Raw genomic sequence first — 25610 nt, 5'->3', positions numbered from 1 at the left:
TTCAGGTGAGGAAATCCGTCGGCCGACGATACTGCCCGCCCCACAGTTCCCGGGTGGCACGGATCCGGTGCCGCCGTCCGACTCTGCGATGCGCCGGGCCCTGCGTCGCGCCCGGGACGGCGTCACGATCGACGTGTCCGAGGCGACGACGCTGTTGCAGGCCCGTGGCGATGCGCTCGACGACCTGTGTCGGTCGGCGGCGAAGGTGCGCGACGCGGGTCTGCTCGCCGCCGAACGGCCCCGCGCAATCACGTACTCGCGCAAGGTCTTCATTCCCCTGACCAGACTTTGCCGGGACAAGTGCCACTACTGCACGTTCGTCACCGTTCCCGGCAAGTTGCGGGCCGAGGGGCACGGCATGTTCCTCGAACCCGACGAGGTGCTCGACATTGCCCGTCGAGGCGCCGAACTGGGCTGCAAGGAGGCCCTCTTCACACTCGGCGACCGCCCCGAGGCGCGGTGGCCGGAAGCCGCGCAGTGGCTGGACGAGCGAGGGTACGACTCGACGCTCGACTATCTGCGTGCGATGGCGATCCGTGTCCTCGAGGAGACGGGTCTGCTCCCGCACCTGAATCCGGGCGTGATGAGTTGGGAGGAGTTGTCCCGGCTCCGCCCGGTGGCGCCGTCGATGGGGATGATGCTCGAGACGACGTCCACGCGCCTGTACACCGAGAAGGGGCAGTGCCATCACGGCAGTCCCGACAAGGATCCGGCCGTGCGGCTGCAGGTTCTCACCGACGCGGGCCGGCTCAACGTCCCGTTCACCACCGGCATTCTGGTGGGGATCGGCGAGAACTACACCGAGCGGGCCGAGTCGATCATGGCGATCCGCAAGGTGCACAAGGCGTTCGGCCACGTCCAGGAGGTGATCGTCCAGAACTTCCTGGCCAAGTCGGACACCGCCATGCGGGATGCGCCGGATGCCGACCTCGACGAGTTCCGGGCCGCGATCTCGGTCACGCGACTGCTGCTCGGGCCGTCCATGCGGATCCAGGCGCCACCCAACCTGGTGTCCGCCCGTGAATGCGCCGCGCTGATCGGTGCCGGCGTCGACGACTGGGGCGGGGTGTCGCCGCTGACCCCGGATCACGTCAATCCGGAACGGCCGTGGCCGAATCTCGACACGCTCGCCGAGATCACCGCGGCATCCGGTTACGAGCTCACCGAACGCATTGCGGCGCAACCACAGTACGTGCTCGCCGGGTCGGCGTGGATCGACCCGAGAATTGCCGGTCACGTCCAGGCACTGGCCGATCCGGTGACCGGCCTCGCGTTGCCGGACACCCGTCCTGTGGGCCGCGCCTGGCAGGAGCCGGACGAGTCCTGGGAATCGTCCGGCCGGGTGGATCTCGACAGCGAGATCGACACCGCAGGCCGCTACACCGAGACCCGGTCCGACCTCGGCAGTGCTTTCGGGGACTGGGACACCGTGCGCGAACAGGTGCTCGAGCTCAGTGCACCGGTACGGGTCGACACCGACGTCCTCGCGGCGCTGCGCAGCGCCGAACGCGACCCGGCGGGCTGCACCGACGACGAGTACCTGGCACTCGCGACGGCCGAGGGCGCCGGGCTCGAGGCGATGGTGGCGCTCGCGGACCAGTTGCGCCGCGACACCGTCGGCGAGGACGTCACGTACGTCGTCAACCGGAACATCAATTTCACCAACATCTGCTACACCGGTTGCCGGTTCTGCGCCTTCGCCCAGCGCAAGGGCGACGCCGACGCCTTCACCCTCTCGGCGGAGGAGGTCGCGGACCGGGCGTGGGAGGCACACGTCGCCGGTGCCACCGAGGTGTGCATGCAGGGTGGGATCGACCCCGAATTGCCGGTCACCGGCTACGCGGATCTCGTGCGGGCGGTGAAGAAGCGTGTGCCGACGATGCACGTACACGCGTTCAGCCCGATGGAGATCGTCAACGGTGCGTCGCGCGGCGGTCAGAGCGTGCGGGACTGGCTGACCGAGCTGCGGGAGGCAGGTCTGGACACCATCCCGGGTACGGCGGCCGAGATCCTCGACGACGAGGTCCGGTGGGTACTCACGAAGGGCAAGTTGCCCGCCGCCACCTGGGTCGACGTGGTGAGCACGGCACACGAGCTCGGGATCCGGTCGAGCTCGACGATGATGTACGGCCACGTGGACAATCCGAAGCACTGGGTCGGCCATCTGCGGGTGCTGCGCGACATCCAGGACCGGACCGGCGGATTCACCGAGTTCGTGCCGTTGCCGTTCGTTCATCAGAGCTCGCCGTTGTACCTCGCGGGCGCCTCGCGGCCGGGCCCGACCAACCGGGACAACCGGGCGGTGCACGCGCTCGCACGGATCATGCTGCACGGCCGTATTCCGCACATCCAGACCAGCTGGGTCAAGCTCGGCGTCACCGGTACCCGGGTGATGTTGCAGGGCGGGGCCAACGATCTGGGCGGCACGCTGATGGAGGAGACGATCTCCCGGATGGCCGGTTCGGAGCACGGTTCGGAGAAGACGGTGGCCGAGTTGCAGGAGATCGCGTCGGGCATCGGTCGCCCGGCGCGCGAGCGCACGACGACACATGCGCGGCGCGCGGTCCCGATCGTGAAGGCAGGGTAGGAGCCGTGGCTGCACGTATCCCCGATGCGACGGTCGTCACCGCACTCGATCGGTCGGCGCGCGGAGTTCGCCCGGTCCTGGACCTGGTGGCCTCGGATCCGTTCGGAGTCAAGGCCAGGACCTTCGAACCCACCGCGGCCGACCGCACGGTGATCGAGGCCGTGCTCGACGCCGCGGCCTGGGTGCTCGACACGCTCACCGTGCCCGGCACGGCGGCCTGGGAGCAGGCCGGACCGGATCAGCGCGCACGCTGGTGGGTCACCCGGATCGGTGCCCTGAACACGGTCGCGGTGGCGGCACCGAGCCTGTTCGGCATCCTGCTCAACAGGCTTCCGCTGCAGGATCTCCTGGGGTTCGCCAACCAGACACTGGTGCTCGTCGCGGTGGCCCGGGAGTACGGCGTGGACAGCCGTGAGGACCAGGTGGACCTGCTGGCCGCCGTCCTGTGCGGTCGGGACACGGACGCTCGTGCCCTGCTCGCCGGGACGACGCCGGGCGGAGGCGACGGGAACGGGGACGACCGGTCCCGGTGGCGTCCGTTCGCGCTGCTGGGGTCGCTGTGGCAGACCGCGGGGATCCTGCGCGGCGTGGGCGACGAACTCCACGCGCGACCGCATCCGGGTGGCGTCAGTAGCCTGCTGTCGAACATCCCGGTCGTCGGTGTCCCGGCCCGGTACCTCGGTGAGCGTCTCGCGCTGCGGCGTGCCGCGCGAGCGGGCGTCGAGTGGATCACCACACATCGCGACCGCCGTGTCGTCGGGGTGTGAACGGCGAGGACTAGACTGCCTGCCGACCAACGAGACGGGCAGGAGAACACAGCGGTGACGTACACGATTGCCGAGCCGTGCGTCGACGTCATGGACAGGGCATGTATCGAGGAGTGCCCGGTGGACTGCATCTACGAGGGCGGGCGGATGCTCTACATCCACCCGGACGAGTGCGTGGACTGCGGTGCGTGCGAACCGGTCTGCCCCGTCGAGGCGATCTTCTACGAGGACGACGTTCCGGACGAATGGAGCGACTACGTCAAGGCGAACATCGACTTCTTCGACGACCTCGGGTCGCCGGGCGGCGCCGCGAAGACCGGCAAGGTCGATTTCGATCCCCCGTTCGTGAAGAACCTGCCACCGATGGCCGAGGAGTGAGTGAGATGACCCGCGTACCGGTGGCGAGTTCGCTGCCCGATTTCCCCTGGGACTCGCTGGCCGAGGCCAAGGCGACTGCCACAGCTCACCCGGAAGGGATCGTCAACCTGTCCGTGGGTACGCCGGTCGATCCGGTGGCGCCGGTCATTCGTGCGGCATTGGCGTCCGTGTCGGCGGTTCCGGGATATCCGACGACGGCGGGCACGGCGGAACTGCGCGCGGCCGCGGCCGACGCGCTCGACCGGCGCTACGGACTTGCCGGGCTCGCCCCGTCCGCGGTGTTGCCGGTGATCGGCACGAAGGAACTGATCGCCTGGCTGCCCCGGCTGCTCGGGCTGGGCCGTGACGACCTGGTGGTGATTCCCGAACTCGCCTACCCCACTTACGAAGTCGGCGCGAAGCTGGCCGGGGCGCGGGTGTTGCGTGCGGACGGGCTCGCGCGGCTCGGTCCGGAGCGGGCGTCGCTGGTGTTCGTCAACTCGCCGTCCAATCCCACGGGGAAGGTGCTCGGCGTCGATCACCTGCGCAAGGTCGTCGACTGGGCCAGGGAGAGGGGGGCGATCGTCGCGTCCGACGAGTGCTACCTCGGCCTGTCCTGGGATGCCGAGCCGGTGTCGATTCTCGACGAACGCGTCCACGGAGGCGATCTCACCGGGCTGCTCGCCATCCACTCGCTGTCGAAGACGTCGAACCTGGCGAGCTACCGCGCCGGATTCGTCACCGGGGACCCGTCACTCGTCGCCGAACTGCTCGAGGTACGCAAGCACGCCGGGATGATCGTGCCCCTGCCGGTCCAGGCGGCGATGACGGCGGCGCTCTCGGACGACGTGCACGAGGACGAGCAGCGCGAGCGTTACCGGCGACGGCGGGACGTGCTGCTCACCGCGGTACGCGGGGCCGGATTCACCGTGGAGCATTCCGAGGCGGGGTTGTACCTGTGGGCCACGCGCGGCGAGCACGGCCGCAAGACGGTGCAGTGGCTCGCCGAGCGCGGCATCCTGGTGGCCCCGGGAGACTTCTACGGCCCGGACGGCACGGACTTCGTGCGGATCGCGCTCACCGAGACCGACGAGCGGATCGAGACCGCGGCCGCCCGGCTGCGCTGACCGAGCGTCACTCCTCGCCGCGCTGCGGGAACTGGTGGCACACTGCCGATCGGCGTTCACCGTCCGTCCGGCGGCGCCCTGGCGGACTCGGACGTGCCGACGCCGCTGCCGATCTAGTCTGGGAAGTGAGCCCCGCACCGCAGGGGTCGGGGCCGCTCGACGAGGGCGAGGAGGCCGCGGTGCGTGCGCCCACCCGGAGACACCTGCTCGCCGTGCTCCTGCTCGTCCCGACGCTCGCGCTGGTGGCGGCTCCTCCCTCGGGAACCGCGCCGTCCCCACGCGTCACGATCTCGGCCGGCGTGAAGGTGACCACCGACGGCGTCCGATGGTGCTCGCTCGGACCGGTCGGGCACGATCGCGCCGACCGCGCCGTCGCCCTCCTCGCCGGTCACTGCATGGACCGGCTCGGTGATCCCCTGTTCCTGTGTGCCGACCAGACCCAGGGTGCCACCGCGTGTGGGCGGGCAGCCGAGCCGGGAGTGATCGGGTCCTACGCCACCGTCAGCAGCGGGTTCGATGCCGAGGCCGGCGAGATCGTCGACTGGAACATCGACTACTCGGTGGTGGCACTGGACCCGGCGGTGACCGCGCTCGACGCGGTGACTCCGAACGGTCTGGTCGTCGAGCGCATCGGCGAGTGGCCCGCGCTCGGGCGGGACATCGCCTGCAAGGACGGCCGGCGCACCGGCAAGACCTGCGGGCTGACCCTGTCGCTGGACCGCAACGTGATCGGTACCTGGGGCGCCGCCTGGTTCGGGGACAGCGGATCCCCACTGCTGGTGGGCACCGGCGTCGTCGCGATCACCTCGACCATCGACCCGAACCCGGCAGGCCCGTTCTCCTACGTCGGGCTCGCCGGAATACTCGAGGATCTCGAGGCCCGCGGCGGCGACCCCGTCGGTGCCGGATTCGTGCCGGTACCGCCTCGGTGAGAGCTAGCCTGGGCAGAAGATGCCGTGCTCTCCGCCGTACCCGAACCGGTGGAGGCGACAGCGCAGGAGGCACCATGGACGCCGTCACCGAAGTCCCGTCACCTGTCAACGAGCCGGTACACGGCTACGCGCCGGGAAGTCCGGAACGGGTACGCCTGAACGCGAGACTCGACGCGTTCCTCGCCGCGCCCACCGATGTCCGCAACGTCGTCGACGGGCAGCACCGGCACGGCGGCGGCCCGAGCACCGACATCGTCGAACCGCACCGCCACAGCCACGTCCTGGCCTCGTTCCGCGCCGCGACCGGCCAGGATGCCGCCGCCGCGATCGTCGCCGCCACCGAGGCGGCACCGGGCTGGCGGTCGGCGTCGTTCGACGACCGGGCGGCGATCATCCTGCGCGCCGCGGAACTGCTCGCCGGCCCCTGGCGTGAGCGCATCGCGGCGGCGACGATGCTCGGCCAGTCGAAGTCGGTGCAGCAGGCCGAGATCGACGCGCCGTGCGAACTGGTCGACTTCTGGCGGTTCAACGTGCACTTCGCCCGGGAGATCCTGGCGCAACAGCCGATCTCCTCGCCGGGAGTGTGGAACCGCACGGACTATCGCCCGCTCGAGGGATTCGTGTATGCCGTCACCCCGTTCAACTTCTCCGCGATCGCCGGCAACCTGCCGACCGCTCCCGCGCTGATGGGGAACACGGTGGTGTGGAAACCGGCACCGACACAGACCCTCGCCGCCTACGAGACGATGCGGCTGCTCGAAGCCGCGGGCCTGCCGCCGGGCGTGATCAATCTGCTCACCGGGCCCGGGCCCGAGATCTCCGACGTCGTGCTCGCCGATCCGCGACTTTCCGGAGTCCACTTCACCGGATCTGCCCCGACGTTCCAGTACCTGTGGCGGCAGGTCGGCGAACACATCGACCGCTACCACGGCTATCCCCGGGTGGTCGGCGAGACCGGGGGCAAGGACTTCGTTCTCGCCCATCCGTCCGCCGATCCCACGGTCCTGCAGACCGCACTGATCCGCGGTGCATACGAGTACCAGGGGCAGAAGTGCTCGGCTGCCTCACGAGCGTATCTGCCGCGATCACTGTGGACCCGGATGCGCGACGAGTTCCTCTCCGAGGTGTCCGGGGTGCGTTACGGCGACGTCCGGGACTTCACGAACTTCGGTGGGGCACTGATCGACCGGCGCGCCTTCGACAAGAACACCCGGGCGATCGAGCGAGCCCGCGGCGCGGGCATCGAGATCGCGGTCGGCGGCACGGCCGACGACAGCGTCGGCTACTTCGTCGACCCCACGGTCCTGCTCGTCGAGGATCCCTCGGACGAGGCCATGCACACCGAGTACTTCGGCCCGATCCTCGCCGTCCACGTCTACGACGACTCGTCGGCGGGAGCGTTCGAGGACGTTCTCACCGCGGTCGACGTCGCGGCGCCCTACGCGCTGACCGGCGCGATCGTCGCCGAGGACCGGGCCGCCGTGGCCCGGGCGGCCGAGGCACTGCGTTTCGCGGCAGGGAACTTCTACGTCAACGACAAGCCGACCGGTGCCGTCGTGGGCCAGCAGCCGTTCGGTGGGGCGCGCGCGTCCGGGACGAACGACAAGGCGGGGTCGGCGCTGAACCTGCTGCGGTGGACGTCGGCCCGCTCGATCAAGGAGACGTTGGTACCGCCGACCGATCATCGCTATCCGCACATGCGGGAGGATTCGTCGTGAATCCGATGCGCCCGGCCATCCTCGCCGCGGCCCGGTCGGCCTGGCTCGAGGACGCGGTCACCCACACGCGGGCGACGCGAGCGCTCGTGGACCGGTTCGTCGCCGGCGAGACCCGCGCCGATGTGCTCGAGGTCACGCGTGAACTCCTCGATTCCGGGCGTGCCGTCACGGTCGATTTCCTGGGGGAGGACACCACCGACCTGATCACCGCGCGCGACGTCGTCCAGGAGTACCTCGAACTGATCGCCGACCTCACCGAACTGGTACCCGATCGGGGATCGGCGATCCGGCCCGTCGAGGTGTCGGTCAAACTCTCCGCGCTCGGTCTGCACCTGGAGCGGGACGGCACCAAGGTCGCCACCGAGAACGCGCGCACGCTCTGCGCCGCGGCCGAGGCGTCGGGGCTGTGGGTGACGATCGACGCGGAGGATCACACCACCACCGATCCGAGCCTGGGGATCGTCCGCGAACTGCGACGCTCGTACCCGTGGCTGGGGGCAGTCCTCCAGGCCTACCTGCATCGCACCGAGCAGGACTGCCGGGCGCTGGCCACACCGGCGTCGCGAACCCGGCTGTGCAAGGGCGCCTACGCCGAGCCCGCGTCGGTGGCCTACACCGGCCGGGACCAGGTGACCGACTCGTATCTGCGGTGCCTTCGGGTCCTGATGTCCGGTGCGGGGTACCCGATGGTGGCCTCGCACGACCCGGCGGTGGTCGAGGCCGCCGCCCCGTATGCGGCGCAGGCGGGGCGCGGTGTCCGGGACTACGAGCACCAGATGCTCTACGGCATCCGGGACATCGAACAGACCCGGCTCGTCGCGGCGGGCCGACAGGTCCGGGTGTACGTCCCGTACGGCAGGCAGTGGTACGGATACTTCATGCGTCGCCTCGCCGAACGGCCGTCCAACCTGCGGTTCTTTCTCCGTTCCGTGCTCACCCGGACGTGATCGCCGTCCGGCTGAGCCTTCGCGCGGTCACTGGTCGATTGCTACAGTCGCGCGATGGGTGAAGTTCGCGATGGGTGAGATGGTCACGGGGACGGTGAGCGGGGTGCTCCTCGTCGCGGTACTCGTCGGGTCGTTCACCCTTGCTCGTGAGCGGGTGCCCGGACCGCTGTTCCGGCTGCCCCCACCGCGGGCGGCAGTGGTCCTGTGGGCGGTCGTGGCGGTTCCCTCGCTCGTCCAGATCCCGGCGCCGGTGGTCCTGCACGCATTCGAGCGGGACCCGGCCCTGCTCCGCGACGGCCACTGGTGGCGCATCCTCACGTCCGGGATGGTGCAGGACGGCGGTGTGCTCGGCACCGTGGTCAACCTGGGCGTCCTGGCTGCGGTCGCGCCGATGGCCGTTGCCGTGTGGGGCACGTGGCGGGCGGTCTTCCTGCTGGTCGCGAGTCAGATCATCGTCGGCCTCACGATGGCATTCCTGTTCCCGTCCTCGGGTGCCGGCAATTCCGGTGCTACCTGGGCGCTCGCCGCCTCGGTCGTCGGTCTCGTCGTCATGTCGGCGGCGGGCCGCCGAGAGCTGACGATCGGTGTCGCGGTGTTGGGTGGGGGAGTGGTGCTGGTGTCGCTGGGCGACGTCCACGGCTTCGGAGTGCTGACCGGGGCACTGCTCGGCGCCGCGGTCGCCACGGTCATTCCGCCGGTGCCGGTTCGGCGTCCGGTCGGTGCCGGTCGTCGTGGATCGTGACCGTACGGCCGAGCGCCGTCACCGTGTCCTGGGCGTCCACTCCCGCGGTCACCAGGGGCAGTTCGTGTAGATCGTGGACTGGGCGACCTGGAAGCCGGTGTCCGAGCGCAGGAATGCCACCTTGACGCACCCGTTCGGCAGGGCGGCCGCTTCGTCGACGGACTCGGCGAGCAGGCCGGCCGGCCCGTCGATCACCCGTTGCCAGCCGTGAATCGGGACGAGGAGGTTCGCGTCGGCGAGGGCGCGGGCGATCCCGGTGTCCCTGGCGGCGACGGTGAGACCGCGATCGAGCGGGATCTCGTAGACGACGTGGAGCGGGATGATGTCCGGCTCGGCCGACGCGGCGGGCGCGGTGGCCACGGCGGTTCCGGTGGCGAGCGCTGCTCCCAGGGTGGCGGTGACTACTGCACGACGGACGAGCATGGAGGACTCCCTCTCGATCGACACGGTCTCGATGCCGGCACGACGTGCTGGCAAACTTCAAGCTAACACAAGTTCCCTCGTCGCGGAGGACCGACGGCGGCGGTGTGAGAAGGTGGGGGCGTGCTGCTCCGCTCCCTGAATCCGCTGGCCGTCGCGCGCGGCGACGACATTCCCGACGCGGTACGCATCGGAGACACCCGGCTGTCCCGCAGTGACATCCTCGGTGCCGCCACGTCGGTCGCCGAGCGGGTCGCGCGGGCCGAGCGGGTCGCGATCCTGGCAACGCCCACTCCGCAGACGATCCTCGCGGTGGTCGGGTGCCTGATCGCCGGCGTGACCGCGGTTCCGGTACCGCCGGATTCCGGTCCGGCCGAACGCGCGCACATCCTCGCCGACTCGGGAGCTCAGGCCTGGCTCGGTGACCACGACGAGAACACCGGTGGCCTGCCGGTGATCCCGGTCCGCATGCACGCCCGGTCCTGGCACAGCTACCCCGAACCCGGCGAGGACTCGATCGCCTTCGTGCTCTACACGTCCGGCACCACCGGCCCGCCCAAGGGCGTACTGCTGAGCCGGCGTGCGATCGCCGCCGGTATCGACGCACTCGCCGAGGCGTGGGAATGGACCTGGCGGGACACACTCGTCCACGGGCTGCCGCTGTTCCATGTCCACGGACTGGTTCTCGGTGTGCTCGGCGCGCTACGCATCGGCAGTCCGCTGGTCCACACCGTGGCCCCCACGCCGGAGGCATACGTCCGCGCCGGCGGCTCGCTGTACTTCGGTGTGCCGACGGTGTGGAGCCGGATCGCGGACGATCCCGACTCCGCCGCGGCGCTGGCAGGGGCCCGGCTGCTGGTCTCCGGCAGCGCCCCGTTGCCGGTGCCTGTGTTCGAGAAACTGCGGGCGCTCACCGGCCTGGCGCCGGTCGAGCGATACGGGATGAGCGAGACCATGCTCACGGTGAGCACGCGCGCCGACGGTGAGCGCCGGCCCGGCTGGGTCGGGCTTCCCGTGCGCGGGGCGCAGACCCGGCTGCGGGACGAGCGAGGCGAACCCGTACCGCACGACGGCGAATCCATCGGTGTCCTCCAGGTGCGCGGCCCGATGCTCTTCGACGGCTATCTGAACCGCCCGGAGGCCACCGCCGACACCTGGACCGAGGACGGATGGTTCGTCACCGGCGACGTCGCGGTGATCGACCCCGACGGGTTCCATCGCATTGTCGGGCGCGAGTCGACGGACCTGATCAAGTCCGGGGGTTTCCGGATCGGCGCAGGCGAGGTGGAGACGAGCCTCCTCGGCTTCCCCGGGGTCCGGGAGGCCGCGGTGATCGGGGTCCCGGACGAGGACCTGGGGCAGCGCATCGTCGCGTACGTCGTCGGGGACGTGCCGGAATCGTCGGCGCTGATCGCGCACGTCGCCACGGAGTTGTCGGTGCACAAGCGTCCTCGGGAGATCCGGGTGGTCGACGCGCTGCCCCGTAACGCGATGGGGAAGGTGCAGAAGAAGCTGCTCGCCTGACGGGCGGTGTCCAACCAGCTGAGGAGTGTCCGATGGTGCAGAGTACGCAGATCGTGTTGGCGTCGCGTCCGGAAGGAGCCCCTACCGGGGCGAACTTCCGCCTCGAGACGGTGAACCTGGCGGAACCTCGCGACGGCGAGTTGCTGTTGCGCATCGTCTATCTGTCGCTCGACCCGTACATGCGGGGACGGATGAGCGCGGCGGAATCGTACGCACAGCCGGTGGAGATCGACGAGGTGATGGTCGGCGGGACCGTCGCCCAGGTCGTCGAATCCCGCGATTCTCGCTTTTCCACAGGTGATTTCGTGCTCTCGTACTCGGGTTGGCGTACCCACGCCGTCGCCGCGGCCGACGAGGTGCGGCGGCTCGATCCGTCGACGGCGCCCCTGTCGGCGTATCTCGGGGTACTGGGTATGCCCGGGTTCACCGCGTACTCGGGACTGCTCCGGATCGGCGACCCGAAGCCGGGGGAGACCGTGGTCGTGGCTGCCGCGACCGGCCCTGTGGGTTCGGCGGTCGGCCAGATCGCGCGGCTGAAGGGCGCCCGGGCGGTGGGAATCGCCGGTGGGCCGGAGAAGGTCGCCGCGCTGACCGACGAGTTCGGATTCGATGCCGCGATCGACCACCGTGCCCCGGACTTCGACGAGCAACTGCGTGATGCGGTACCGGGCGGGATCGACGTCTACTTCGAGAACGTCGGTGGCCCGGTGGCGGCGGCGGTACTGCCGCTGCTCAATCTGTATGCGCGAATTCCGGTGTGCGGTCTGGTTGCCCAGTACAACGCGACGAGCGCGCCGTCCGGGATCGATCGTCTGCCCGGATTCATGAACCGGGTCCTGGTCAAGAGCCTGACGGTGCGGGGGTTCATCCAATCCGAGTTCGTCCCGACCATGTACCGCGACTTCCTCACCGACATGTCCGGCTGGATTCGTGACGGTGCGGTGCGCTACCGCGAGGACGTCGTCGACGGCCTCGAGAACGCTCCCACCGCCTTCGCGGGCCTACTGGAAGGCCGCAACTTCGGCAAGCTCGTCGTCCGGGTCGCCGAGGAGTCCTAGGCCGGTGACCCACCCCGGGGTGGGTCACCGGGCACGTGTGGTGCGAGTAGTGCGTGTGGGGTCAGCCGGCGGCGCGGGCGGCGTCGCGGGCCAGGGCGCGGTCCCGTGAGGCCTCGAACTTCGTGGCCTGGGCGTCGAGGTCCTCGAGGAACGTCGCCATCCGGTCGCGGACCTGCTCGCCCTCGGGTCCGAAATCGGTGCGGTCGAAGAAGTTCCACTTGCGTAGCACCGGTGAGATCACGTCGTCGAGGTGCTGCCGCAGGTCGTAGATGCCGTGCTTGGCCATGAGCACCGCGTTGCGCCGGAAGTTGGGCTGCGTGAGCCCCGGCATCTGGAAGTTCATCACCACGTCGCCGATCGCCTTGGCCGTCTGGTCGGGCGCGATGTCCAGTGCTGCGCCACACAGGTTGCGGTAGAAGATCATGTGCAGGTTCTCGTCGGCGGCGATGCGGGCGAGGATCCGGTCGGCCACCGGATCGCCGCAGGCGCGGCCGGTGTTGCGATGGGACACCCGGGTCGCCAGTTCCTGGAACGTGACGTACGCGAGGGAGTGCAGGAGGTTGGCGCCTTCGAGCGGCGAATCGATCCCGACGGTCATGTGCTGCATGCGGGCCTGCTCGAGCGCCACCGGATCGACGGCTCTGGTGACGACGAGGTAGTCCCGCAACACGATTCCGTGCCGGTTCTCCTCGGCCGTCCAGCGTCCCACCCACGTGCCCCAGGCGCTGTCGAGAGTGAAGTTCTCCGCGAGCTCGCGATGGTAGGACGGGAGATTGTCCTCGGTGAGCAGGTTCGTGATCATCGCTGCCTTGGCCGTCTCGCTCAGCCTCGATTGCGAGGGGTCCCAATCGGTTCCGCCCATCGCGGCGAAGTTGCGTCCCTCGTCCCAGGGGATGTAGTCGTGCGGGTTCCATTCCTTGGAGATGGACAGGTGCCGCTCGAGATTCTGCTCGGCGGTGGGCTGCAACTCGCGCAGGAGCTGTAGTTGCGTCAGGGGATGTCGGGCCACCGGCGTCGTCATTGTTACTCCGATCCGAGTCCGGGAGGAGAGGACCACGACGCTAGGCGTGGTCCGCGGTCCCCGGACAGGGGGAAAGATCGACGTTGGGTGAACTGGCAGTGCTTCCCGGACCTTCTTGTCGGTAGTCACAGCTGCCGGCGGACGGTGCCGGAACGCGTCAGTGGCCGGCGGTGTGCGGGTGGGTGCGGTGGTACCGCCGGTTCAGATACCCGAGGACGCACAGCACGAGGAAGAGCCCGGCCGTGGAGATCAACTGGTTGCGGGCAGGCGCGTCGAAGAGCATCAGGATCACGAAGGCACCCAGCATCGCCAGGGTGAGGTAGCTCAGATAGGGGTACCACCACATGCGCACCGTGAGAGTGCCCGCGGCCTCGAGTCGCGGCCGCAGCCGCAGGTGCGAGATCACGATGAACACCCAGATCACGAGCAGTGCCGCACCCACCGCATTGAGCAGCAGACCGAGGAGCTGATCCGGGAGCCACCAGTTGAGCAGCACGCTGACGAAGCCGAAGAACACCGACAGCAGTACCGCGTTGACCGGCACGCCGGACCGGGACAACCGTGCCATGAAGGCCGGGCCGTTCCCCTGCCGCGACAGCGAGTAGACCATCCGGGACGTGGCATAGATGTTGGCGTTGAACGCCGACAGGAGGGCCACGACGACGACCAGTTCCATGAAGCCGGACACGTACGGGATGTGCGCGCGGTCGAGTACCGCGATGAACGGGCCGCTGCCGTCGTTCGCCGACTCCCAGGGCAGCACCAGCACCATGATCGCCACGGAACCCAGGTAGAAGACACTGATCCGCCAGACCACGGCGCGCACCGCGGTGGCGATCGACCGGCGCGGGTTCTCGGACTCCGCGGCGGCGATGGTGACGATCTCGATGCCGCCGAACGCGAAGGCGACCACCAGTAGACCGGCAGCGACTCCGGCGAACCCGGTGGGCATGAACCCGCCGTCACCGAAGAGGTTGGTCGTGCCCACCGGCTCGGTGTCGGGCAGCAGTCCGAACACGAGCAGGACGCCGAGGACGAGGAAGCCGACGATGACCGCGACCTTGACTGCGGCGAACCAGAATTCGAACTCGCCGAAGTTGCTCACCTTGGCCAGGTTGACGGCCGCGAAGAAGACCACGAACACCAGCGCGACCACCCACTGCGGCACGTCCGGCAGCCAACGGCTGACGATGGCCGCCGAGCCGGTGATCTCGGCGCCGAGCACCATCACGAGCATGAACCAATAGAGCCAGCCCAGGACGAACCCGGCCCACTCGCCGATCCCGACCCGCGCGTAGTGCGCGAACGAGCCGCTGGTGGGCATCGCCGCGCCCATCTCGCCGAGCATCCGCATCACGAACACGACGACGATGCCGGCGAGCAGGTACGAGATCAGCACCGCCGGCCCCGCGGTCGCGATACCGACGCCCGTTCCGAGGAACAGGCCGGCACCGATCGCGGAGCCGAGGCCCATCATCGTCAGGTGACGGACCTTCAGCCCGTGACCCAGGTCGTCGGATTCGCCCGTGGGTACCGCGGGGTCGGTCGAGTTGCTCACGGGTCGATCAGTCGCAGTCGGGTCAGTCGTTCGCGTGCAGAGCGGCGTTCAGTTCGACACCGGTGCCCTTCCACGGCACGACCTCGACCGCGCCGGACACCGAATTGCGGCGCAGCAGCATGTTCGACCGGCCGTTGAGGTCCTTCGCCTTGACGACGGTGCCGTCCGGTCCGGTGACCTTGGTGCCCGCCGTGACGTACACGCCGGCTTCCACGACACAGTCGTCGCCGAGCGAGATCCCGATACCCGAGTTCGCGCCGAGCAGGCAGCGCTCGCCGATGGAGATGGTTTCCTTGCCGCCGCCGGAGAGCGTGCCCATGATCGAGGCACCGCCGCCGACGTCCGAGCCGTCACCGACCACGACACCTGCGGAGATGCGGCCCTCGACCATCGAGTTGCCGAGCGTGCCGGCATTGAAGTTCACGAATCCCTCGTGCATCACGGTGGTGCCGTTCGCGAGATGGGCGCCCAGGCGAACCCGGTCCGCGTCGGCGATCCGGACGCCGGACGGGACGACGTAGTCCACCATGCGCGGGAACTTGTCCACGCCGAAGACGGTGACCGTGCCCTTTACTCGCAGGCGCGAGCGCACCTTCTCGAAACCCTCGACCGCACACGGGCCGTAGTTCGTCCACACCACGTTGGCGAGCAGGCCGAACTGGCCGTCGAGGTTGACCTGATGGGGCTGCACCAGACGATGGGAGAGGAGGTGCAGGCGCAGGTAGACGTCGTGGGTGTCGACGGGGGGTGCGGTCAGGTCGGCGATCGAGGTGCGCACCACCACGAGATCGACGTCGCGGGCCTCGTCCGGCCCGGCGAGCAGGGCCAGCTCGGTGGGGACGTCTCCTCCTTCGAGGACCGTCGTTCCGGTGTCCTCGGGTGTGCCCAGCGCAGGCGCCGGGTACCAGGTGTCCAGGACGGTACCGCTCACGGTGACGTTGGCGAGGCCGACTGCAGTTGCTCCCTGTGTACTCACGGGTATCCAGCCTACCGGTGCGGTGCCCGGCAGATGTGCCCGGCGCCTACCCTGGACGTCGTGACCGCACTCGACCTGCATGCCGATCCGATCGATCTCACCGCCGCGCTCGTGGACGTTCCGAGTGTCTCGCGGGAGGAGCAGCGCCTGGCGGACCTGGTCGAATCGGCGCTGCGCACCCAGACCGACGGCTTCGAGGTGGTCCGCAACGGGAATGCCGTGCTGGCCAGGACCGACCGGGGCCTGCCGAGCCGAGTCGTCCTGGCAGGGCACCTGGACACCGTGCCGATTGCCGACAACGTGCCGTCCCGGCGCGAGGGCGACCTGATGTACGGCTGCGGAACGGTCGACATGAAGTCCGGCGATGCGGTCTTCCTGCATCTGGCGGCCACGATCGCCGAGCCCGCGCACGACCTGACCCTCGTGTTCTACGACTGCGAGGAGATCGCGGCCGTGCACAACGGCCTCGGCCGCATCGAGCGGGAACTTCCGGAGTGGCTGCGCGGCGACGTCGCGATTCTCGGGGAGCCGACGGGCGGGCTGATCGAGGCCGGCTGTCAGGGCACGCTGCGGGTGCGTCTCGCCACCTCCGGTACCCGAGCACACTCTGCGCGATCATGGTTGGGAGACAACGCGATCCACAAGTTCGGTCCCGTACTGGACCGGCTGTCCGGATATCGTGCGCGTTCGGTGGACATCGACGGCTGCGTGTATCGGGAGGGGCTGTCCGCGGTGCGGATGTCGGGCGGAGTCGCGGGCAATGTGGTGCCGGACGAGGCCGAGATCGACGTCAACTTCCGGTTCGCGCCGGATCGCAGCACCGAACAGGCCGTCGATCACGTGCGGGAGGTCTTCGACGGCCTCGACCTGGGGTTCGAGGTCACCGATCTGTCGCCGGGAGCGCTGCCCGGTCTCGCGCATCCCGCGGCGGCCGCACTCGTCGACGCCGCGGGTGGGCAGTTCCGCGCCAAGTACGGATGGACGGACGTCTCGCGCTTCTCGGCACTGGGAATCCCGGCCGTCAACTACGGGCCGGGCGACCCGAACCTGGCGCACAAGCGCGACGAGCACGTGCCCGTCGCGCAGATCACCGCCGTCGCCGACGTCCTGCGGAGTTTTCTCACGGCCTGAGTGCGAGGCCGGCGGATAGCCTGGTGTCATGGCACCCGAGAAGAACAGACCCGTGGGCGGCCGGAAGGCGGGCGCCGTGCGGCACCGCGGGCCGGTCCAGCTACGAGGATCGCGGCGAGACGGCTCCACCACCGACGAGCGGTTGCTCGACGAACGCGGGTCGAGCGACTGGGTGCACACCGACCCGTGGCGGGTACTGCGGATCCAGAGCGAGTTCGTCGAGGGGTTCGGTGCCCTGGCCGAGGTGCCGCGTGCGGTGAGTGTGTTCGGCTCGGCCCGGACGCCGGAGGGACATGCCGAGTACGACACCGCCCGGGCGCTCGGCAGTGCACTGGCCCGCGCCGGATTCGCCGTCATCACCGGGGGCGGCCCGGGGGTCATGGAGGCCGCCAACCGCGGTGCGTGCGAGGCGCAGGGCTACTCCATCGGCCTCGGTATCGAGTTGCCCTTCGAACAGGGACTCAACGAGTGGGTGGATCTCGGGATCAACTTCCGGTACTTCTTCGCCAGGAAGACGATGTTCGTCAAGTACTCCCAGGCATTCATCTGCCTGCCGGGTGGGTTCGGCACTCTCGACGAGTTGTTCGAGGCACTGACCCTCGTCCAGACCCGGAAGGTCACCCGATTTCCCATCGTCCTCCTCGGGACCGAGTACTGGTCGGGCCTGGTCGAGTGGCTGCGGAATTCGCTTCTCGGCAGCGGCAAGATTTCGGCGGGGGACATCGAACTCATCCATGTCACCGACGATGTCGACGAGGCCGTGCGCATCGTCGTCGAATCGCAGCGCGGCGTCGACGAGGCCGCGCTCACCGGAACGGAGGACGCCTGGTGACCTCGGTGTGTGTGTACTGCGCGTCCGGGCCCGTCGGGTCCGACTACCTGCGTCTCGCGGCCGATCTGGGCACCGAGATCGGTGCGCGCGGGTGGCAACTCGTCTCCGGCGGCGGCAACGTCTCGATGATGGGTGCGGTGGCGACCGCCACTCGTGGTGCCGGCGGGAACACGGTGGGGGTGATCCCGAAAGCGTTGGTGCACAGAGAGATGGCAGATGTCGACGCCGACGAGTTGATCGTCACCGACACGATGCGCGAGCGCAAGAAGGTGATGGAGGACCGGGCCGATGCATTCGTCACCCTGCCCGGTGGCATCGGCACCCTCGAGGAGATGTTCGAGGCGTGGACGGCCGGATACCTGGGGATGCACGCGAAGCCGGTGGTGCTGCTCGATCCGGTGGGGCACTACTACGGATTGCTCGAGTGGCTGGACGGACTGCGTGCCGGCGGATTCGTCGCGAACGGGGCCCTCGACCGGTTGATCGTGGTGACCACTGTGCAGGAGGCGCTGGACGCCTGTGTGACTCCACTCGAGGTCCCACCGGCCTCGTGACGGGCGTTGCTACCGTGCAGTAAGGTGACGGCACTCATACTGCCGTTCGCGCGATCCGAGCATTTCCAGGGGAGAAGACACATGGGTTCTGATGCACGTTCCACTGTCGGCGTGGCCGATGTCGTCCGCGGTCTGCCGAGCATGGCACGGGATCTGCCCAGCCTCGGGCGGGGAGTCCTGGGCCTGCTGCGCAAGCCGACCGCGCAGGAGTCGATCGGGCACATCTTCCAGCGGGTGGCGGCGCAGCAACCGACCCGCGCATTCCTGCGTTTCGAAGGCGAGTCACTGAGCTACGCCGACGCCAACGCGAAGGTCAACCGGTATGCGCACGTCCTCGAGGGCGCCGGGGTCCGTCGCGGTGGCGTGGTCGGCATCCTCGGCAAGAACGCCCCGGAGACGTTGCTGCTCGCCCTGGCCGCGGTCAAGCTCGGTGCCGCAGCGGGCATGCTCAACCACAACCAGCGTGGGTCGGTCCTCGGGCACAGCATCGGCCTGCTCGACGCCGCCGTGCTCGTGGTGGCCGAGGACTGCTCCGAGGCGCTCGACTCACTCGACGAGCCGCCGACGGGGACCACCGTCCTGCCCCTGGGTGATCTGGAGAAGCTGGCTCTCGACGCGAGTGACGCGGACCCGCAGGTGACCGCGCAGATCCAGGCGAAGGAGAACGCCTTCTACATCTTCACCTCCGGAACCACCGGGCTTCCGAAGGCGAGCCTGATGAGCCACTTCCGCTGGCTCAAGTCGATGTCCGGACTCGGCGCGCTCGGCGTGCGCCTCCGCCGCGACGACGTCCTGTACGTCTGCCTGCCGCTGTACCACAACAACGCACTCACGGTCTCCCTGTCCTCGGTGCTGTCCTCGGGCGCGACGTTCGCGCTGGGCCGCCAGTTCTCCGCATCCAAGTTCTGGGACGACGCGGCCCGCAACCAGGCCACCGCGTTCACCTACATCGGCGAGTTGTGCCGCTACCTGCTCAACCAGCCCGAACGGCCCACCGACGCGGACAACTCGATCCGCCTCATGGTCGGCAACGGCCTGCGGCCGGAGCTGTGGACGGAGTTCACCGAGCGGTTCGGGATCGATCGGGTCGCGGAGTTCTACGGCGCCAGCGAGTGCAACATCGCCTTCATCAACGCCCTCGACGTGGAGAAGACGGCGGGTATCTGTCCGCTGCCGCACGCCGTCGTCGAGTACGACGAGGACACGGGAGCCCCGAAGCGTCGCGCGGACGGCCGGTTGCGCAAGGTCGGAAAGGGCGACGTCGGCCTGCTGCTGTCGAAGATCACCGACCGGGCCCCGTTCGACGGGTACACCGACGAGAAGGCCACCGACAAGAAGCTGGTACGCGACGCGTTCGCCGACGGCGACTGCTGGTTCGACACCGGTGACCTGGTGCGCAAGCAGGGGTTCATGCACGTCGCCTTCGTGGACCGGCTCGGTGACACCTTCCGGTGGAAGGGCGAGAACGTCGCGACGACCGAGGTGGAAGGGGCCCTGGGTGCGCACCCGGCGGTCGAGAACGTCGTCGTCTACGGCGTATCGGTTCCGGGCACGGACGGGCGCGCCGGGATGGCGGCGGTGAAGCTGCGCGAGGGTCACGACTTCGACGGCGCCGGCGTCGCCGAGTTCCTCTACGGGCGGCTCCCGTCCTACGCGGTCCCGCTGTTCGTCCGGATCGTCGATTCGCTCGAGCAGACGTCGACATTCAAGAGCCGCAAGGTCGAACTGCGCAACGAGGGCTTCGACGTCTCCGAGCCGGGCCGGCTGCACGTCCTCGCCGGCCGTGAGGGCGGGTACCGGGAGTCGTACGACGGATACGTCGACGAGGTCGCCGGGGGAGCGGTGCCGCGCGGCTGAACCGTTGCCCGGCCGACACTGTCGCACGGCCGCGAGGGCATAGCCGGGCGGTCATCGGTACGGACCATCCGCGCACGCCTTCCGGATCCGCTCGGCGAGTCGGGCCCGATTCGCCGAGCGGATCCGGAAATGCCGAGCAGCTCTCCCGGTCGGTTCCGCCGGAGCTGGTCCGGAGGGGTTTTCCGCGTGCGTGCCACTATGGGTCCCATGGCTACCCCCGGTGAAGGCCCGTCGGCGACGCTCTGCGGGCGTCCGGTCGCGGTCGACCGTGCCCTCGTCATGGCGATCGTCAACCGCACCCCGGATTCGTTCTACGACCGGGGCGCCACGTTCTCCGACGACGCGGCGATGGAAGCCGTCGACCGTGCCGTGCGCGAAGGTGCCGATCTGGTCGACATCGGCGGGGTCAAGGCCGGGCCGGGCGCCGAGGTCGACGCGGCGGAGGAGATCCGCCGGGTGGTGCCGTTCGTGGCCGCCATCCGGGCGCGCTATCCCGATCTGCTGATCAGTGTGGACACCTGGCGCGGTGAGGTCGCCGGCAAGGCGTGTGCGGAGGGCGCGGATCTCGTGAACGACACGTGGGCCGGAGCGGACCCCGAACTCGTGTCGGTGGCGGCCGAGGCCGGAGCCGGCATCGTCTGTTCCCACACCGGAGGAGCCGTTCCGCGGACGCGGCCGTTTCGGGTGCGCTACACCGACGTGGTGGCCGACGTCGTCGGCGAGGTCGTCTCGGCGGCCGAGAATGCCGTGCGGGCAGGTGTGGCGGCCGACTCGATTCTGGTCGATCCGACCCACGATTTCGGCAAGAACACCTTCCACGGGCTCGAGTTGTTGCGGCGAGTGGACGATCTTGTAAACACCGGATGGCCAGTCCTGATGGCACTGAGCAACAAGGATTTTATCGGGGAAACTCTGGGTGTGGGTCTCGACGAGCGCTTGGAGGGAACATTGGCAGCGACAGCATTGGCCGCAGCTCGGGGCGCCCGAGTCTTCCGCGTCCACGAAGTGGCATCGACGCGTCGGGTGGTCGACATGGTGGCCGCCATCGAAGGAACGCGCGCGCCCACCCGAACGGTGAGGGGTTTGGCATGACCATCGCAGGAAGCCCCGCAGTGGGTACCCGGAACGTCCCGTCCGGAGCGGCGACCACGTCGTCGTGGGCGGAGGCGAACAGCTGGGATCAGCCGTCGTGGAGTATCGACGAACTCGAGCGGGCCAAGAACGGCCGGACGGTCTCGGTCGTCCTGCCCGCCCTCGACGAGGAGGACACGGTGGGAGCGGTGGTCGACACCATCCGCCCCCTGCTCGGTGGTCTCGTCGACGAACTGATCGTGCTCGACTCCGGCTCGACGGATCGCACCGCCGAGCGGGCCCGGGCAGCCGGCGCGACGGTGGTCAGCCGGGAGCAGGCGGTGCCCTCGATCTCGCCGGTGGCGGGCAAGGGGGAGGTGCTGTGGCGCGCGGTGGCCGCCAGCACCGGGGACCTCATCGCCTTCGTGGACTCGGACCTGGTGGAACCGGATCCGGCGTTCGTGCCCAAGTTGCTGGGCCCGCTGCTCCTGGCCGACGGGATCCACCTCGTGAAGGGCTACTATCGCCGTCCGCTGCGGCTCAGCGGTGCCGAGGAGGCGCACGGTGGCGGCCGGGTCACCGAACTCGTCGCCCGGCCTCTGCTCGCGGCGCTCCGGCCCGAACTGACCAACGTCGTCCAGCCGCTGGGCGGCGAGTACGCCGGAACCCGTGAACTGTTGTCGGCGGTCCCGTTCGCGCCCGGCTACGGAGTGGAGATCGGTCTGCTCCTCGACACCTACGACCGTCTCGGTCTCGGTGCCATCGGCCAGGTGAATCTGGGTGTGCGCAAGCATCGGAACCGCCCGTTGTCCGAGCTCGGGGTGATGAGCCGGCAGATCATCGGCACCATGCTGCGCCGTTGCGGAATCCCCGACACCGGCGACGGGCTGACCCAGTTCGTCGTCGACGGAGAATCGTTCCGCCCGGTCAGTAGCGAGGTCGAACTCACCGACCGTCCCCCGATGAACACCGTCCGCGCCTGAACGGCCACCCCTAACCCACCCCATCCCCACCCGCCCCCTGCCCCTACCCGGGTGAAGGTGGCCTTCGCCTCGTCAGACCGGCCGAAGGCCACCTTCACCCCGTCGGGAGGGCGTGACAGGATCGGGTCATGTTCACTGCCCTGATCTATCTCGTCGTCATGGTCCTGGTGGGTGCGATGCTGTTCTTCGCCGCCAGCGCGGTGTTCGGCAGGTCGGAGGAGTTGGCGCCGTTGCCGCCGGGCACCACTCCCACCCAGTTGCCGGTGCGTGAGGTGACGGGGGCGGACGTGCAGGCGCTGCGATTCCAGCAGACGCTGCGGGGCTACAAGCAGAGCGAGGTGGACTGGGCACTCGAACGCCTCGGTGCCGAGATCGACTCGCTGCGCGAGCAGTTGGAACGTGAGCGCTCACGCAGTGACGCCGGTGGTGAGCGATGACGGCGGTCGCCGAGCCCGTGCGCTGTGCGTGGGCCGTGGACACCGCCGGATCGACGATCTACCGCGACTATCACGACAACGAGTGGGGCCGGCCGGTGCACGGGACGGCCGCCCTGTACGAGCGGCTCGTACTCGAAGCATTCCAGTCCGGACTGGCGTGGATCACGATCCTGCGCAAGCGGGAGGCGTTCCGGAAGGCGTTCGCCGGGTTCGTCCCCGAGACGGTGGCCGAGTTCGGTTCCGCCGACGTCGAGCGGCTCCTCCAGGACGCGTCCATCGTCCGCAACCGGGCGAAGATCGAGGCCGCGGTGTCCAACGCGCGGGCAGTGCTCGACCTGTCCGACACCGACCTGGACTCACTGCTGTGGTCGTTCGCGCCACCGGCGCGCCCGGCCCGCCCGGCCCTGATGGACGACGTCCCCGCAGTGACCCCGGAGTCCACCGCGATGGCGAAGGAGCTCAAGCGTCGTGGCTTCAGATTCGTCGGCCCCACCACGGCATATGCGCTCATGCAGGCCACCGGGATGGTGGACGATCACCTCGCCGGATGCTGGGTGCCCCGAGCACGCTGAGGGGCCACCCGAAACCACGCCGAGCAGCGGCGAAGCCGAGTCAGGTTCCCGGTTTCGGCTCCGATAGGGAAGAATGGAGCGGTGAGCCTCGCCGACCCTCGGTGAGGATACCGATTGTCGAGGCGCGAGCACGCAGCGCAGATTTGGAGGGAGCAGAGGATGGCGGCCATGAAGCCCCGGACCGGAGACGGTCCCCTCGAAGCAACCAAAGAGGGGCGAGGAATCGTCATGCGGGTACCGCTCGAGGGTGGTGGACGGCTGGTCGTCGAACTCACCCCCGACGAAGCCGCTGCGCTGGGAGAGGAACTGAAGGCCGTCACCAGCTCGTGATGCCCGAACAGATCTCGTCGACCCGGGCCCCGCTCGCCGTCACCGGCGCGGGGCCCGGGTCGTCTCCTGTCGGGGGAGTCCGGTTCCGGGACTCCCGTGCGGGGGTGCCGTGCTCGCCGAGGTGATCGATCTGCTGGCCTGCCCGCAGTGCGCGGCCCCGGTCGACCTCGAGGACGGCACGGTCGTGTGCGAGCGCGGGCACACCTTCGACGTCGCGCGGCAGGGGTACGTCACACTCCTCACCGGCGCCGCGACCAAGTTCGAGGGAGACAGCGCCGAGATGATCTCGTGCCGTGCGAATTTCCTGTCGGCAGGACATTTCGACGGCATCGTCGCGGAACTGTCGGAAGCCGTGGGCGGCATGGACGATCCCGCACCCCGCCTCCTCGAGATCGGCGCGGGGACCGGCCACTACCTGGCCGGTGTCCTGGACGCGACGACGTCCGCCCGCGGCATCGGGCTCGACGTGTCGAAGTTCGCCGCCCGACGGCTCGCGAAGTCGCATCCGCGTGCCGGGGCCGTCGTCGCCGACGCCTGGCGCGCCCTCCCGGTGCGGGACGGTGCGCTCAGCCACGTGCTGTGTGTGTTCGCCCCCCGCAACGCGGCCGAGACCCACCGGGTTCTGGATCCGGGCGGCGAGCTGATCGTGGTCGGCCCCACCGAACGGCACCTCGCGGAACTGGTGGGCGCGCTCGCGATGGTGCAGGTGGACGATCGGAAGGTCGAGCGCCTCGATGCGACGACGGCCGGGCGGTTCACCGCCGTCGACCGCAGGACCGTCGAGTACACCATGCGGCTCGGCCACGACGACATCGTGAACCTGGTGGGCATGGGTCCCTCCGCACGGCATCTCACCCCGGCCGGACTCGCCGAATCCGTTGCGCGGCTCCCCGAACCGTTGCCGGTCACCGCGTCGGTGACGATCTCGCGCTACCGACGTGTCGCCGCCGGCGGATAGGTCACGCCCTCCCGTCGGACATTTTTTTCGGGCTCCGAAACCGGACGACTTCGCCGTGGACCATTTACCGGTACCGGCGTTCCCGCTAAATTGGCATCGAGGACGAACCTACTCAGCGAGGAGTCAGCGATGTCAGTGCCCGCATCATCGGTGCCAGCACCGTCACGTTCCACGATCATCACGCAGGACTATCGCGACATCCTGCAGACGCTGTCGGAAGGATCGGTGCACCGCAGCTTCGATCCCTATGTCGACATCGAATGGGATTCGCCCGCGATGGCGCTCGACCCACAGGATCCGCGGTGGGTGCTGTCGCCCGAGGTCGATCCCCTGGGCGCGACCCGGTGGTATCAGGATCTGCCGCTGGAGCGCCGCATCGAGATCGGCAGGCGACGCACGCTCAACTCGATCAAGGTCGGCGCCGCGTTCGAGAGCATCCTGATCCGGGGAATGATGCAGTACGTCATGAAGCTGCCCAACGGGTCGCCCGAGTTCCGGTACTGCCTGCACGAGATGACCGAAGAGTGCAACCACATCCAGATGTTCCAGGAGCTGGTGAATCGGTCCGGCGAGGACGTGCCGGGGATGCGGCCGTTCTTCCGGGCGGCCTCGCCCCTGATCGGGGTGCTGGGCGGCTACGCCCACGCCGTTCTGTTCATCGGCATACTCGGCGGCGAGGAACCGATCGATCACTTCCAGAAGGCGCTGATCCGCGAGGGCGCGAACATCCCGCCCGCCGTGTTCCAGGTCATGGTGATCCACATCGCCGAGGAAGCGCGTCACATCTCCTTCGCGCACGAGTACCTGAAGGCGCATGTCGGGGCGATGGGCAAGTTCTCCCGCGGAGTGTGTGCAGTGGCATTCCCGCTGGCCATGCGGTGGCTGGCCGGCGAGATCATGGCCCCGTCCCGAGCCTTTGCGGCCGACATGGGGATTCCGCGGGAGGTGATGCGGGAAGCGTTCTGGCGCAGCCCGCATTCGCGCGCGATCCTCGCCGAGTACTTCACCGAGATGCGGGCGCTGGCGGACGAACTCGGGTTGATGAACCGAGCCACCCGGCGACTGTGGAAAATGCTGCACATCGACGGGCGCCACGCCCGCTACCGCGGCGAGCCGCAACGCACCGCACGCGTGGCCGCCTGACGGCGGGA

The 25610-nt window shown here is 69.1% G+C and carries 25 protein-coding genes; 21 read left to right on the top strand and 4 right to left on the bottom strand.

What is annotated here, in order from left to right:
- The first annotated feature begins 28 nt into the window (after positions 1–28).
- From G4H71_RS03820 to G4H71_RS03785, 8 genes are all read left to right on the top strand, one after another.
- Complete coding sequence (locus tag G4H71_RS03820; RefSeq protein WP_072736951.1) at positions 29–2587, top strand: bifunctional FO biosynthesis protein CofGH; 2559 nt, start codon at positions 29–31, stop codon at positions 2585–2587.
- Positions 2588–2592: 5 nt separating this feature from the next.
- The gene (locus tag G4H71_RS03815; protein WP_083342760.1) at positions 2593–3354 is read left to right on the top strand and encodes a hypothetical protein; all 762 of its coding nucleotides are present in this window, start codon (positions 2593–2595) and stop codon (positions 3352–3354) included.
- A gap of 54 nt (positions 3355–3408) precedes the next feature.
- Positions 3409–3732, top strand: coding sequence for a ferredoxin (gene fdxA, locus G4H71_RS03810; RefSeq protein ID WP_072736727.1), 324 nt, complete (start codon positions 3409–3411; stop codon positions 3730–3732).
- Positions 3733–3737: 5 nt separating this feature from the next.
- On the top strand, positions 3738–4838 hold the full coding sequence (gene dapC / locus G4H71_RS03805) for a succinyldiaminopimelate transaminase (RefSeq protein WP_072736728.1): 1101 nt from the start codon (positions 3738–3740) through the stop codon (positions 4836–4838).
- 125 nt (positions 4839–4963) lie between these two features.
- A complete protein-coding gene (locus tag G4H71_RS03800; RefSeq protein ID WP_072736729.1) occupies positions 4964–5770 on the top strand; it encodes a chymotrypsin family serine protease in 807 nt (268 codons plus the stop codon).
- A gap of 74 nt (positions 5771–5844) precedes the next feature.
- Positions 5845–7488 (top strand): L-glutamate gamma-semialdehyde dehydrogenase, encoded by a 1644-nt coding sequence (gene pruA, locus G4H71_RS03795; protein WP_072736730.1) that lies wholly within the window; start codon positions 5845–5847, stop codon positions 7486–7488.
- Between the two features lie 5 nt (positions 7489–7493).
- Complete coding sequence (locus tag G4H71_RS03790) at positions 7494–8435, top strand: proline dehydrogenase family protein (RefSeq protein WP_072736953.1); 942 nt, start codon at positions 7494–7496, stop codon at positions 8433–8435.
- A 70-nt stretch (positions 8436–8505) separates the two neighbouring features.
- Positions 8506–9177 (top strand): rhomboid family intramembrane serine protease, encoded by a 672-nt coding sequence (locus G4H71_RS03785; protein ID WP_139183133.1) that lies wholly within the window; start codon positions 8506–8508, stop codon positions 9175–9177.
- A 48-nt stretch (positions 9178–9225) separates the two neighbouring features.
- On the opposite strand, the gene G4H71_RS03780 is transcribed toward G4H71_RS03785, so the two are convergent.
- The gene (locus G4H71_RS03780) at positions 9226–9600 is read right to left on the bottom strand and encodes a hypothetical protein (RefSeq protein ID WP_139183101.1); all 375 of its coding nucleotides are present in this window, start codon (positions 9598–9600) and stop codon (positions 9226–9228) included.
- Between the two features lie 120 nt (positions 9601–9720).
- On the opposite strand from G4H71_RS03780, the gene G4H71_RS03775 reads away from it, so the two are divergent.
- The gene (locus G4H71_RS03775) at positions 9721–11121 is read left to right on the top strand and encodes an acyl-CoA synthetase (protein WP_072736732.1); all 1401 of its coding nucleotides are present in this window, start codon (positions 9721–9723) and stop codon (positions 11119–11121) included.
- A 32-nt stretch (positions 11122–11153) separates the two neighbouring features.
- Positions 11154–12179, top strand: coding sequence for an NADPH-dependent curcumin/dihydrocurcumin reductase (gene curA, locus G4H71_RS03770; protein ID WP_072736733.1), 1026 nt, complete (start codon positions 11154–11156; stop codon positions 12177–12179).
- Between the two features lie 61 nt (positions 12180–12240).
- Here curA and G4H71_RS03765 read toward each other — a convergent pair whose 3' ends face one another.
- The 3 genes from G4H71_RS03765 to dapD form a co-directional block, all read right to left on the bottom strand.
- Positions 12241–13200, bottom strand: a complete 960-nt coding sequence (locus G4H71_RS03765) for an acyl-ACP desaturase (protein ID WP_072736734.1) — start codon at positions 13198–13200, stop codon at positions 12241–12243.
- Positions 13201–13357: 157 nt separating this feature from the next.
- Positions 13358–14677, bottom strand: coding sequence for an amino acid permease (locus G4H71_RS03760; protein WP_139183132.1), 1320 nt, complete (start codon positions 14675–14677; stop codon positions 13358–13360).
- A gap of 103 nt (positions 14678–14780) precedes the next feature.
- A complete protein-coding gene (gene dapD / locus G4H71_RS03755) occupies positions 14781–15734 on the bottom strand; it encodes a 2,3,4,5-tetrahydropyridine-2,6-dicarboxylate N-succinyltransferase (protein WP_072736955.1) in 954 nt (317 codons plus the stop codon).
- Between the two features lie 33 nt (positions 15735–15767).
- Between dapD and dapE the strand changes: the two genes are divergently transcribed.
- From dapE to G4H71_RS03700, 11 genes are all read left to right on the top strand, one after another.
- Entirely contained in the window at positions 15768–16865 is a 1098-nt protein-coding gene (dapE, locus tag G4H71_RS03750; protein ID WP_371842138.1) for a succinyl-diaminopimelate desuccinylase, read from the top strand.
- A 28-nt stretch (positions 16866–16893) separates the two neighbouring features.
- Positions 16894–17697 carry an LOG family protein gene (locus G4H71_RS03745; RefSeq protein ID WP_072736737.1) on the top strand — a complete coding sequence of 268 codons (804 nt, stop codon included), beginning with the start codon at positions 16894–16896 and terminating at the stop codon, positions 17695–17697.
- Positions 17691–18251 (top strand): LOG family protein, encoded by a 561-nt coding sequence (locus G4H71_RS03740; RefSeq protein ID WP_072736956.1) that lies wholly within the window; start codon positions 17691–17693, stop codon positions 18249–18251. Before G4H71_RS03745 ends, G4H71_RS03740 begins: the two co-directional genes overlap by 7 nt.
- 81 nt (positions 18252–18332) lie before the next feature.
- Positions 18333–20108: a long-chain-acyl-CoA synthetase gene (locus G4H71_RS03735; RefSeq protein WP_072736738.1), complete on the top strand. Its 1776-nt coding sequence runs from the start codon at positions 18333–18335 to the stop codon at positions 20106–20108.
- 207 nt (positions 20109–20315) lie between these two features.
- Positions 20316–21200 (top strand): dihydropteroate synthase, encoded by an 885-nt coding sequence (folP, locus tag G4H71_RS03730; RefSeq protein WP_371842139.1) that lies wholly within the window; start codon positions 20316–20318, stop codon positions 21198–21200.
- Positions 21197–22162, top strand: coding sequence for a glucosyl-3-phosphoglycerate synthase (locus G4H71_RS03725; protein WP_072736740.1), 966 nt, complete (start codon positions 21197–21199; stop codon positions 22160–22162). Before folP ends, G4H71_RS03725 begins: the two co-directional genes overlap by 4 nt.
- A gap of 128 nt (positions 22163–22290) precedes the next feature.
- Entirely contained in the window at positions 22291–22599 is a 309-nt protein-coding gene (locus tag G4H71_RS03720; RefSeq protein WP_072736741.1) for a DivIVA domain-containing protein, read from the top strand.
- Complete coding sequence (locus G4H71_RS03715) at positions 22596–23171, top strand: DNA-3-methyladenine glycosylase I (RefSeq protein WP_072736742.1); 576 nt, start codon at positions 22596–22598, stop codon at positions 23169–23171. Before G4H71_RS03720 ends, G4H71_RS03715 begins: the two co-directional genes overlap by 4 nt.
- Before the next feature lie 159 nt (positions 23172–23330).
- A complete protein-coding gene (locus G4H71_RS03710) occupies positions 23331–23501 on the top strand; it encodes a DUF3117 domain-containing protein (RefSeq protein ID WP_072736743.1) in 171 nt (56 codons plus the stop codon).
- A gap of 109 nt (positions 23502–23610) precedes the next feature.
- Positions 23611–24459 carry a putative RNA methyltransferase gene (locus G4H71_RS03705; protein ID WP_072736744.1) on the top strand — a complete coding sequence of 283 codons (849 nt, stop codon included), beginning with the start codon at positions 23611–23613 and terminating at the stop codon, positions 24457–24459.
- 135 nt (positions 24460–24594) lie between these two features.
- Complete coding sequence (locus tag G4H71_RS03700; protein ID WP_072736745.1) at positions 24595–25602, top strand: AurF N-oxygenase family protein; 1008 nt, start codon at positions 24595–24597, stop codon at positions 25600–25602.
- Positions 25603–25610 lie beyond the last annotated feature (8 nt).

Origin of the sequence: Rhodococcus triatomae (genome assembly GCF_014217785.1) — a bacterium.
In the GTDB taxonomy this organism is placed as follows: Bacteria; Actinomycetota; Actinomycetes; order Mycobacteriales; family Mycobacteriaceae; genus Rhodococcus_F; species Rhodococcus_F triatomae.
Note: the sequence above shows the minus strand (reverse complement) of the source record. Positions and strands in the feature narration are given on the sequence as shown.

Coding starts and splice junctions, on each gene's coding strand:
- G4H71_RS03785 (WP_139183133.1), top strand. CDS start 8,506: ATGGGTGAGATGGTCACGGGGACGGTGAGCGGGGTGCTCCTCGTCGCG.
- G4H71_RS03760 (WP_139183132.1), bottom strand. CDS start 14,677: ATGATGGGCCTCGGCTCCGCGATCGGTGCCGGCCTGTTCCTCGGAACG.
- G4H71_RS03790 (WP_072736953.1), top strand. CDS start 7,494: ATGCGCCCGGCCATCCTCGCCGCGGCCCGGTCGGCCTGGCTCGAGGAC.
- G4H71_RS03725 (WP_072736740.1), top strand. CDS start 21,197: ATGACCATCGCAGGAAGCCCCGCAGTGGGTACCCGGAACGTCCCGTCC.
- pruA (WP_072736730.1), top strand. CDS start 5,845: ATGGACGCCGTCACCGAAGTCCCGTCACCTGTCAACGAGCCGGTACAC.
- G4H71_RS03735 (WP_072736738.1), top strand. CDS start 18,333: ATGGGTTCTGATGCACGTTCCACTGTCGGCGTGGCCGATGTCGTCCGC.
- G4H71_RS03715 (WP_072736742.1), top strand. CDS start 22,596: ATGACGGCGGTCGCCGAGCCCGTGCGCTGTGCGTGGGCCGTGGACACC.
- dapC (WP_072736728.1), top strand. CDS start 3,738: ATGACCCGCGTACCGGTGGCGAGTTCGCTGCCCGATTTCCCCTGGGAC.
- dapE (WP_371842138.1), top strand. CDS start 15,768: ATGTGCCCGGCGCCTACCCTGGACGTCGTGACCGCACTCGACCTGCAT.
- G4H71_RS03710 (WP_072736743.1), top strand. CDS start 23,331: ATGGCGGCCATGAAGCCCCGGACCGGAGACGGTCCCCTCGAAGCAACC.
- curA (WP_072736733.1), top strand. CDS start 11,154: ATGGTGCAGAGTACGCAGATCGTGTTGGCGTCGCGTCCGGAAGGAGCC.
- G4H71_RS03765 (WP_072736734.1), bottom strand. CDS start 13,200: ATGACGACGCCGGTGGCCCGACATCCCCTGACGCAACTACAGCTCCTG.
- G4H71_RS03780 (WP_139183101.1), bottom strand. CDS start 9,600: ATGCTCGTCCGTCGTGCAGTAGTCACCGCCACCCTGGGAGCAGCGCTC.
- G4H71_RS03745 (WP_072736737.1), top strand. CDS start 16,894: ATGGCACCCGAGAAGAACAGACCCGTGGGCGGCCGGAAGGCGGGCGCC.
- folP (WP_371842139.1), top strand. CDS start 20,316: ATGGCTACCCCCGGTGAAGGCCCGTCGGCGACGCTCTGCGGGCGTCCG.
- G4H71_RS03720 (WP_072736741.1), top strand. CDS start 22,291: ATGTTCACTGCCCTGATCTATCTCGTCGTCATGGTCCTGGTGGGTGCG.